6 protein-coding genes are annotated in these 9,504 nt (G+C 66.2%); all 6 read right to left on the bottom strand.

The annotated features are described in order from the left end of the window. Positions 1–2,128: caspase family protein (locus AC1D00_RS13310; RefSeq protein WP_477010983.1), on the bottom strand; the 2,128-nt coding region annotated here is incomplete at its 3' end. Between the two features lie 131 nt (positions 2,129–2,259). After that, positions 2,260–3,000, bottom strand: a complete 741-nt coding sequence (locus AC1D00_RS13305) for a carbonic anhydrase (protein ID WP_477010982.1) — start codon at positions 2,998–3,000, stop codon at positions 2,260–2,262. 59 nt (positions 3,001–3,059) lie between these two features. Beyond that, positions 3,060–3,548 (bottom strand): DUF2846 domain-containing protein, encoded by a 489-nt coding sequence (locus AC1D00_RS13300; protein WP_256374877.1) that lies wholly within the window; start codon positions 3,546–3,548, stop codon positions 3,060–3,062. A gap of 138 nt (positions 3,549–3,686) precedes the next feature. Further along, the gene (gene dnaE, locus AC1D00_RS13295) at positions 3,687–7,190 is read right to left on the bottom strand and encodes a DNA polymerase III subunit alpha (RefSeq protein ID WP_404556750.1); all 3,504 of its coding nucleotides are present in this window, start codon (positions 7,188–7,190) and stop codon (positions 3,687–3,689) included. Between the two features lie 509 nt (positions 7,191–7,699). Beyond that, on the bottom strand, positions 7,700–8,419 hold the full coding sequence (locus tag AC1D00_RS13290) for an outer membrane protein (RefSeq protein ID WP_025575600.1): 720 nt from the start codon (positions 8,417–8,419) through the stop codon (positions 7,700–7,702). A 363-nt stretch (positions 8,420–8,782) separates the two neighbouring features. Beyond that, on the bottom strand, positions 8,783–9,504 hold a 722-nt coding region (locus AC1D00_RS13285; RefSeq protein WP_477010981.1), incomplete at its 5' end, for a transglutaminase domain-containing protein.

Genomic DNA, 9,504 nt, shown 5'->3' with positions numbered 1-9,504 from the left:
GCTCACGGGTTGCGGACTTGGCACGATCGGCAGGCCCGGCCCCGGGCGGGGTCTGCGCGACCGGCGGCTTGGGCGGTTGGCCGGGCACAGCGGCCGGATTKGTCGTGGTGGGCGCAACGGTCGTCGGAGCGGCGGCCGTTGGCGCACCAGGATGGGGTGGCGGGGTTGTGCCGGGCGCAGCCGTAGTCGGCGCTCCCGGATGAGCCGGCGGCGTTACACCGGGAGCGGTCGCCGTCGGCAAGGGCCTGCCGCCTGGCGGAGTCCCTGCCCCTGCCGGCGGCACCGGCGGCCCACCATGGGAGCCCGGAACCGGCAGCGTGTTGGCGGCAGGCAACTTGGTCTGCGGCGCGGCGTTCGGTGCTGTACCTGGGGCGTTCGGCGCCGCACCTGGCGAGGTACCTGGCAAGGTACTTGGCAAGGTACTTGGCAAGGCACCCGGCAGCGCGCTTGGTCGCGCATTTGGTGCGACATTGGCGGGCGTGCCCGGCGGTGTCGCGGGTCTTGCCGTCGGCTGGATCGTCGCACTCGGCGGCATCGGCGCCTTGCCCTGCTGGATCAGAGCCGCGCGCTGCGCGACTGCCTGCGGCACGGCTGCACCGGCCGGATTGGCCCGGCCGGCAACCGCCGGCGCGAGATTGCCCGGTCCGGCTCCTGCTCCCACTCCCGCGGCAGGTGCCGGCGGCCGGTTGATCACGGTGTTGATGACCGTGGTGTTGTGGATGTTGTTGTAGATGATGTTGTTCGGCGGCGGCGCGACATAGACCGGTGGGCTGACGAACACCGGGATCGGCACGAACATTGGCTGCGGCAGCACGAACAGGCCGACCACGGGCAGCGGCGGCTCGAGCACGACGAAATCCGGCGGCGGCGGCGGCAGATAATAGACCGGCGGCGGCGGTGGCGGCGCGAAGCCAAAATCAGGATCGCTGAAGTACAGCACGGGACGGTCGACATAGACCACCTCCTCCGGCGGCGGCGGCGGCACGTCATAGTCGATCATCGCGAAGCTCGGTGGCGGCTCGGCCGGCGCGGTGAGGATCGCGAGGCGCCGGCGCGCATCGCCTGCATGCGGGCCGCGCGGATAGCGGCGCAGATACGACCAATAGGCCTCCGGCGTGTCGGTGCGATAAGTCCGCCGCCAGGTGATCGCCTCGCGGCGCGCCGCAACGATCGCCATCACGCGCCTGGACATCGGATCGTTCGGATAGGCCGCGAGAAATTCCTCATAGGCCGGCAGCGTGTCGCGCTCCAGCGCGGCGGCGTAGGCGTCCTGCACGCCGAGATCGCGGATCGGCTTGCTCCGGATCGCGGCGACCTGGGAGGCCGAGGCCTCCGGCGGCGGCGCGTCGGGCCCGCGATCGAAGAACGAGAATGGCGCCGATATCTTCTGCTCGTTCCAGGGCACCTGTGCGCCCTTGGAGGCCTCGTTGACGCGCAGGCGGACGCGATCGAACACCTCAGGCAGCGGCAGGCCGCCGGTGCGGATCATCTCCGCCAGCGACTGCGCATAGATGCCGTAAGGCCCCGGCTCCTGTGGCGCCACCGTGCCGGGCGCGGCGTTGAAGGCGATCAGCATGTTCGGGTCGGGTTCGACCAGCGCCAGGCCGCTTGCGATCGGTTGGCCGCCCTCGATGAAGGGCTGCGCCCGCGCCGCGTCGAGCACGACGATGTTGGCCTTGAGCGGAATCGCCGCCAGCTGGCGCGCATAGTCGCTGATGCGCAGGGCCTCGGTCGGGATGTCGGTGTCGCGGGTGATGTTGGAATCGACCGGGATGAAATAGTTCTCGCCGGCAAGCTGCACGCCGTAGCCGGCGAGATAGACCATCGCGACGGTGCCCGGGCCGGAGGCCTGCGCCTTCTGGATGAAATCTCGAAAGCTCTTGCGCAGCGTGTCGCCGTCGAGATCGCGCGCGCCGACGACGTCGAACCCCGCCGCCTGCAGCGTCTGCGCGATCAGGCCGGCATCGTTCGCGGTCGTCGCCAGCGGCGACTTGGCATAGGCGCCGTTGCCGACCACGAGCGCGATGCGCTTTTCCTGCTGCTGCGCGCGCGCCGGATCGGGCGCGCCCGCGGCAAGGACCGCGATCGGCAGAAGAAGGCAGATGAAGATTCTGAGCGTCCCACGCATGGCTTGCCTAACCGCTTTTGTTGTTGAGGTGCCGCCGCGCATCAGACGCGCGGCCAGCTGAATGGCGCTTGAACGAAAAGCTTGGATTGAGGCGGTGGCATGGCCACGCCGTCGGCGGCGTCAGCCCCGCGTCAGCCTTGCGCAATCAGCTCGATCGTTCCCGTCGTGAGCCGGTAGATGCCGCCGACGACCTTCAGCTTGCCCTGTTCCACGGCCGCATTGAGGATCGGTGCGGCCGATTTCAGCTTGGCGACGTTGTCGATCACGTTCTGCCGGATCGCATTGTTGAGCACGTCCCCGCCCTGCTGCATCGCAGCTTTTGCGGCGGGCGCGATCGCATCGACGAGCGAGGGGATGTGGCCGGGCGGCGACGTCTTGTCCTTGATCGCCTTCAGAGCCGCATCGACCGCGCCGCAGCTGTCATGGCCGAGCACGAGGATCAGCGGCGCATTGAGCACGGCGACCGCATATTCCATGCTGGCGATGGTCTCGGTACCGGCAAAGTTTCCGGCCACGCGGCAGACGAACAGATCGCCGCGACCGGTGTCGAAGGCGTATTCAGGCGCGATGCGCGAGTCGGCGCAGCTCAGCACTGCCGCGAACGGGTTCTGGCCGCCGGCCAGCGCTTCGCGCTCATGCTTGAAATCGTGCCGCCGCGACACGCCTTCGACATAACGGACGTTGCCCTCCATCAGCCGCTTCAACGCTGCGTCTGGCGACAGCACGTTCTGCGGCTTGGGCGGAGCCTTGGTCTCCTTGGCAAGGGCGACGCCGCCCAGGGCAAGCCCGAGCGCCGAGACTGTCAGATGGATGAGCGATCTCCGCGAAGGGCCGATGTGGACGTCGCGATCACCGCCGCAATTCTCGCACATGCCTGGCTCCTCCCAATCGAGCCGCCGTCGTTGATGCAGCGGCCATCGTGCCGCGCATCTTACTCGATAGCCTGTAGCTCCGCGAGCTTCGTTCGCGCGGTCGCCTCGTCCAGCGCGACGAGCTCGGCCGGCCCGGGATTGGCGTCTCCTGCCGTCGCAACGGAGACGACGGCAAGCCCGGCGAGGCCACCGAGGATCGCTCCCCCCGTGGCGGCATCGTGCCTGGGACTGCTCTTGATGAGGTAAAAGTGCGTCCGGCCGGCTTCCATGACGATGTCGCGCTTGGTGTCGCCGGGAAACATCAGCTCGGTCACCAGCACTTCGTGACGGCCGGCCGGCCGATCGGCATAGGCATATTTCCCGGCCACGACCTTGCCAAGCGGCGCACCGTCGAGCTTCACCTCGCAGGCGCAAATGGCCATGCTGAGCCCATTCCTCTTGTCCTGCAGCAGGACGATGCGCGAATGCCCGGGGCGCGGCGGTCCGACCTTCTTTGACACCGATGCAAAGTCGGTTCCGACCTGATCGCTCACACACCCCGTCAGCATGGCACCAACGGCCAACAACAACGCGCCCCGTCGCAGCATCGCACACCCCATTCCATTCCCCGGGTGCATGCTAGCCAGAAACAGCGCGAGGTTGCAACACGCTCCGACGACGACGGCACTGATCGCGCAGACCGGCCGTCAGAGCTGCTGCACGTCCACGACGCCCGCCACCGCCTTGATGGCGCCGGCGATCTGCGGCGAGACCTTGAAGCGGCCGGGCAGCTTCATCTCGACCTCGGTCTCGAGGTCGAGCATCATCACCAGCGAGACCTCGCCGTCGCCATTGGAGCGCGGAGCAATCCCCGGGCTGCCGACCTTTGGCGCGGCGCCGTTCGAGCCAGCCATCTCGGGGCCGGCGAGACGCTTGGCAATCGATTCCAGCGGCTTGGTGTCGCGCAGGAAGATGCGCAGGCCCTTCTGCGTCTTGGCGGCGGCATCGTCGAGCGGCTCGGCATGCAGCACGCGGGCGCGCACGTCCTCGCCCTGGAGCTCGGCGCCAAGCTGGAGCAGCACGGCGGCGCCCGGCTCGAGCACGTCGCGATATTGCGCAAGCCCTTCCGAGAACAGCACCGCCTCGAAGTGGCCGGTGGGATCAGAGAGCCCCATGATGCCCATCTTGTTGCCGGTCTTGGTGCGCCGTTCCATGCGCGAGACCACGGTGGCCGCGACCTTGCCGGCGGTGGCGCCGGTCTTCACCGCGCGCGAGAACTCCGCCCAGCTCTGCACCCGCAGGCGCTTCAGCACGGTGGCATAGTCGTCGAGCGGATGTCCGGACAGGAAGAAGCCGATCGCGTCGTATTCGCGGCGCAGCCGCTCGGCCGGCAGCCACGCCTCGATCTGCGGCAGCATGATGGTCGGCGCGTCGGCCGCGCTGCCGAACATGTCGTTCTGGCCGATGGTCGCGGCCTCATGCGCGCGCTGGCAGGCGGCGAGGATCGCGTCGGCGCCGGCGAAGACGCGCGCGCGGTTCGGCTCCAGCGTGTCGAAGGCGCCGGCGGCGGCGAGACTCTCGATGATGCGCTTGTTGATCGCACGCGGATTGACGCGCGCGGCGAAGTCGGCGAGCGAGGTGAAGAGACCGTTCCTGGTACGCTCCTCGATGATCTGGTCGATCGCCTGAATGCCGACGCCCTTGAGCGCGGCGAGCGCGTAATAGATGGTCTTTTCTCCGACCTCGAAGGTCGCGCCGGAGCGATTGATGTTCGGCGGCTCGACCTTGATGCCGAGACGCTGCGCCTCGGAGCGGAATTCGGAGAGCTTGTCGGTGTTGTTGAGATCGAGCGTCATCGACGCCGCGATGAACTCCACCGGATAATGCGCCTTCATGTAGGCGGTGTGGTAGGACACCAGCGCATAGGCCGCCGCGTGGCTCTTGTTGAAGCCGTAGTCGGCGAACTTCGCCAGCAGCTCGAAGATGGTCTCGGCCTGCCCCTTCGGCACGCCGTTCTTCACCGCGCCGGCGACGAAGATGTCGCGCTGCTTGTCCATCTCGGCGCGGATCTTCTTGCCCATGGCGCGGCGCAGGAGGTCGGCGTCGCCGAGCGAATAGCCCGACATCACCTGCGCGATCTGCATCACCTGTTCCTGGTAGATGATGACGCCGAAGGTCTCCTTCAGGATCGGCTCCAGCACGGGATGCAGATATTCCGGCTCCTCGTCGCCATGCTTGCGCGAGCAGTAGGTCGGGATGTTCGCCATCGGGCCGGGGCGATAGAGCGCGACCAGCGCGATGATGTCCTCGAAACGGTCGGGGCGCATGTCGATCAGCGCGCGCCGCATGCCCTGGCTTTCAACCTGGAACACACCGACCACATCGCCGCGCGCCAGCATCTGGTAGCTCTCGGCATCGTCGATCGGCAGCGTCGCGAGATCGACATGGATGTTGCGCGGCTTGAGCAGTTTGCACGCGACGTCGAGCACGGTCAGCGTCTTCAGGCCCAGGAAGTCGAATTTGACGAGGCCGGCCGGCTCGACCCATTTCATGTTGAACTGGGTCACCGGCATGTCGGATTTGGGATCGCGGTACATCGGCACGAGTTCGCTCAGGGGGCGATCGCCGATCACGATGCCGGCCGCGTGCGTCGAGGCGTGACGGGTCAGGCCTTCGAGGCGCTGCGCGATGTCGAAGGCGCGCGCCACCACCGGATCCTCGTCGCGGAACGCCTGAAGCTTCGGCTCGCTCTCGATCGCGGCGGCCAACGTCACCGGCGCGGCCGGATTCTGCGGCACCAGCTTGGTCAGCTTGTCGACCTGGCCATAGGGCATTTGCAGCACGCGACCGACGTCGCGCAGCACGCCGCGCGCCTGCAGCGTACCGAAGGTGATGATCTGCGCGACCTGGTCGCGACCGTAACGCTCCTGGACGTACTTGATCACCTCGCCGCGGCGGTCCTGGCAGAAATCGATGTCGAAGTCAGGCATCGAGACGCGCTCGGGATTGAGGAAGCGCTCGAACAGCAGGCCGAACTTGATCGGGTCGAGATCGGTGATGGTCAGCGCCCAGGCGACCAGCGAGCCTGCACCCGAGCCGCGGCCCGGCCCGACCGGAATCCCTTGCGACTTCGCCCATTTGATGAAGTCGGACACGATCAGGAAGTAGCCCGCGTACTTCATGCGCATGATGACGTCGAGCTCGAACGCCAGGCGCTTGTTGTAGTCCTCTTCCGTGGTGCCCTGCGACAGGCCATGCACGCGCAGGCGGTTGGCGAGCCCCTCCTCCGCCTGGCGCTTCAATTCGGCCGCCTCGACTGCGGCCGCATCGGAGCTGCCGGCGGCGCCGACGGTGAAGAACGGCAGGATCGGCTTGCGCGTCATCGGCCGGAACGAGCAGCGTTCGGCGATCTCGACCGTCGAGGCCAGCGCCTCCGGAATGTCGGCGAACAGCACCGCCATCTCGGCGCGGGTCTTGAAGCGGTGATCCGGCGTCAGCTGCACGCGATCGCTCTCGGCGATCAGCCGGCCGCCGGCGATACACAAAAGCGCATCGTGCGCCTCGTAATCGTCGGTTGCGGCGAAATACGGCTCGTTGGTCGCAACCAGCGGCAGGCCCTTGGCATAGGCGATGTCGATCAGCCCGCTTTCGACGCGCCGCTCCTTGTCGATGTTGTGGCGCTGCAGCTCGATGTAGAGCCGGTCCCCGAACAGCGTGGCGAGACGCTCGCAGCGCGCAGCCGCAAGCTCGGCATGGCCGCCGGCGAGCGCCAGCGAGATCGGCCCGTCAGGGCCGCCGGTGAGCGCGATCAGGCCCTCGGTCTCGCCGTCGAGCCAGTCGAACTTGATGAAGGGTGCGTGGCTGTCGGGCGATTCCAGGAACGCGCGCGAATTGAGCCGCATCAGGCTGCGATAGCCGCGCTCCTGCGCCGCCAGCAGCACCACGCGCGACGGGCCAATCGCGTTGCGTGCATTGGGATCCTGGTCTGCGAAGTCGATCGCGAGCTCGCAGCCGACGATCGGCTGGATGCCGGAGCCCGCCATCTTGTCGGAGAACTCCAGCGCACCGAACAGATTGTCGGTGTCGGTCAGCGCCAGGGCCGGCTGATGATCTTTCTTTGCGAGCTCGGCGAGCTTGGCGATCTTGATCGAGCCCTTGAGCAGCGAATAGGCCGAGTGAACGTGAAGGTGGACAAATCCGGCGCTCGGCATGGTCGCGTGACGGCCTCTTGCAGATGAGATGGAGCGGTCGCCGGCCTCAAGGGGATGCCGAGGGGATCATGAGAGCATCCTGCACCCGCGCTCCACCCGTCTTTGCCGACTCGCCGCACCATGGTGGGGCGTCGCTGCCGCAGAGTCCACGCCGGAGCGGCCGATCGGCCACCTCGTCCCGCTTTTCCCCAAGCGCGCCCAGGAGTTCCCGGGCGCCGGTTTTCCAACCCGCTACTCTAGAGCTGCGGAATCACCTGCGCCCAGATTGCGATCATCCCGACGAACAGCGTGATCGATGCCAGTGCGGCGGCTTCTTCCACGAAAATCCTGAACATGGCCTGCTCCCTTGCTGGAACGTATGAAGAACATTGTTCTCATTTCGTTCTCGGGAGTCAAGCCGTCTGAGCCATCCCGCAAAGGAATGGTTAACTCGTTGACTTCAAACAACAAAAAAAGCCCCGGCCAACGGCCGGGGCTTTCGACAACCGCTTCTTGCGAAGCGATCGGTATCAGTAGCGGCCGAGCATCGGGCCACCGAACTTGTAGTTCAGGCGGACGAGACCCATGTCGACGTCCTGACGGATGCGCTCGGTGCCGGCGAAGCCAGCGAAGGTCACGTCCTTGTCGGACAGGAAGATGTGGTTGTACTCGACGCCAACCGACCAGTTCGGCGCGAAGCCGTACTCGAGGCCGGCACCGACCGTGCCACCCCAGCGGGTGTCGCTGGTCGAGGCGAGCAGCGCGCCCGCCGTGCTGGAGATCTCGTACTTGTCGCTGACCACAGCCGCACCGCCCTTGACGTAGATCAGGACGTTGTTCCAGGCGTAGCCGACCTGACCGGTGATCAGACCGAACGCATCGATCTTGGTGCGGTTGCGAGTCGCGAACAGCGCGCTGGTATTGTCGCCCGAGAAGTCGGCCCAGTTGCCCTGGCCTTCCACGCCGAACACCCACTGGCCGGACTGCCAGCGATAGCCGATCTGGCCACCGACCGTGCCGCCGGTCGCATCGTGCGAGCCTTCGCGACCAACGCCGACGAAATCCCAGGTCGCGTGCGACGAACCGCCGCCGCCGTTGATGCCGATGTAGAAGCCGCTCCAGTCGTAGATCGCGGCGACCATCGCAGGCGCCTTGGTGTACGGCCGAGCCGCGAGATCAGCAGCCAGCGCCGGTGCAGCCGCGCTCAGCGCGACGAGGCTCACAGCAGCAAGCAACAAATTCTTCTTCATTTGAATCCCGTTCCAGTTTCGTCGTTAGGCCCCCGGGCCGTCGCGTGGTCATAACAGCGATCGACGGAATTGCTGTAACCCCGACGCAACAGTTCGCTCCAAAGGGCCGCGCTTCATTAATGAAGATTTATCAGAGCGCGATGGAAACCCTTTGAAACAAGAGTTTTCAGCGATTCCAATGTCGACGACACGAGATGCAGTGCTGACGCGCGTAACATCGCCGCGCGCACATTCGCGTGACTGGAGATTCGAGATGCGTGCTTCGTTTGCGCTCCTCATTGTCGCCACATTTTCGCTCGCAATCGCCACATTCACGTTAGCGCGGCTGCAAGCAATTGCAGCCAGGCACGGGTCTCGAACGATCTAGTGCCAGGGTGGCGCATTGAGCGATGGCGCGATCTCGATCGCACCCGCCTCACCGCGCTGCGCGATACCATCACATCGCGACAGAGCGGCGTCGTCCAACACGCGATGTGGTTCGCGCGCGGCGCGCCACGTATCCCATGCCGAGGTCTCGATCTTGGCGAGAGCGAGCAGATCGCGCACGAGGTTGACGCGCGCAAAGAACAGGCCGGTCGTCGTTCCGTGGCCAAGCTGCGCAGGATCGATGGCGCCGGTCCGGCATAGCTTCCATGCCTCGATCCCGGTGATGAACGCCGTACGAGGCACATCCGCTGGTTCGAAATCGAACTTGAGCAGACTGCGGTGCAGCTCGTCGAGCTCGGCATCGACCAGGACCCAGCGTTGCTCGTCCCGGGACCAATACTCGCACACCCAATGATCGTGATAGGGATGCCCGGTAAAATATCTGCCGAAACCGCAGCGTATGCGGGCCGGCACGCGATGATGCCGCAGGACGGCGCACGACATCAGTGAAAAATCCCGGCACGTCGCCAATACCCTCGACGCGCCCGGTCGGGCGATGGTCAGCGGTCTCGGGTCGATTGCCAGAATCTGCTTCAGGCGCTGGGCCACAGGCAAGGTGGCGCGGCTTTGACCGGCGAAGGCGGCGACGTCCAATCCCTGCCTTTCGATCCATGCTTCGTGGATCAGGAGGCCCTGCAAGGTGCGACACAACCCTGGAA

It is taken from the genome of Bradyrhizobium sp. P2_E8, from assembly GCF_056403875.1.
The sequence above is the reverse complement of the archived record's forward strand: the minus strand, read 5'-3'. Positions and strand labels throughout refer to the sequence as shown.

Coding starts and splice junctions, on each gene's coding strand:
- AC1D00_RS13305 (WP_477010982.1), bottom strand. CDS start 3,000: ATGTGCGAGAATTGCGGCGGTGATCGCGACGTCCACATCGGCCCTTCG.
- AC1D00_RS13300 (WP_256374877.1), bottom strand. CDS start 3,548: ATGCTGACGGGGTGTGTGAGCGATCAGGTCGGAACCGACTTTGCATCG.
- dnaE (WP_404556750.1), bottom strand. CDS start 7,190: ATGCCGAGCGCCGGATTTGTCCACCTTCACGTTCACTCGGCCTATTCG.
- AC1D00_RS13290 (WP_025575600.1), bottom strand. CDS start 8,419: ATGAAGAAGAATTTGTTGCTTGCTGCTGTGAGCCTCGTCGCGCTGAGC.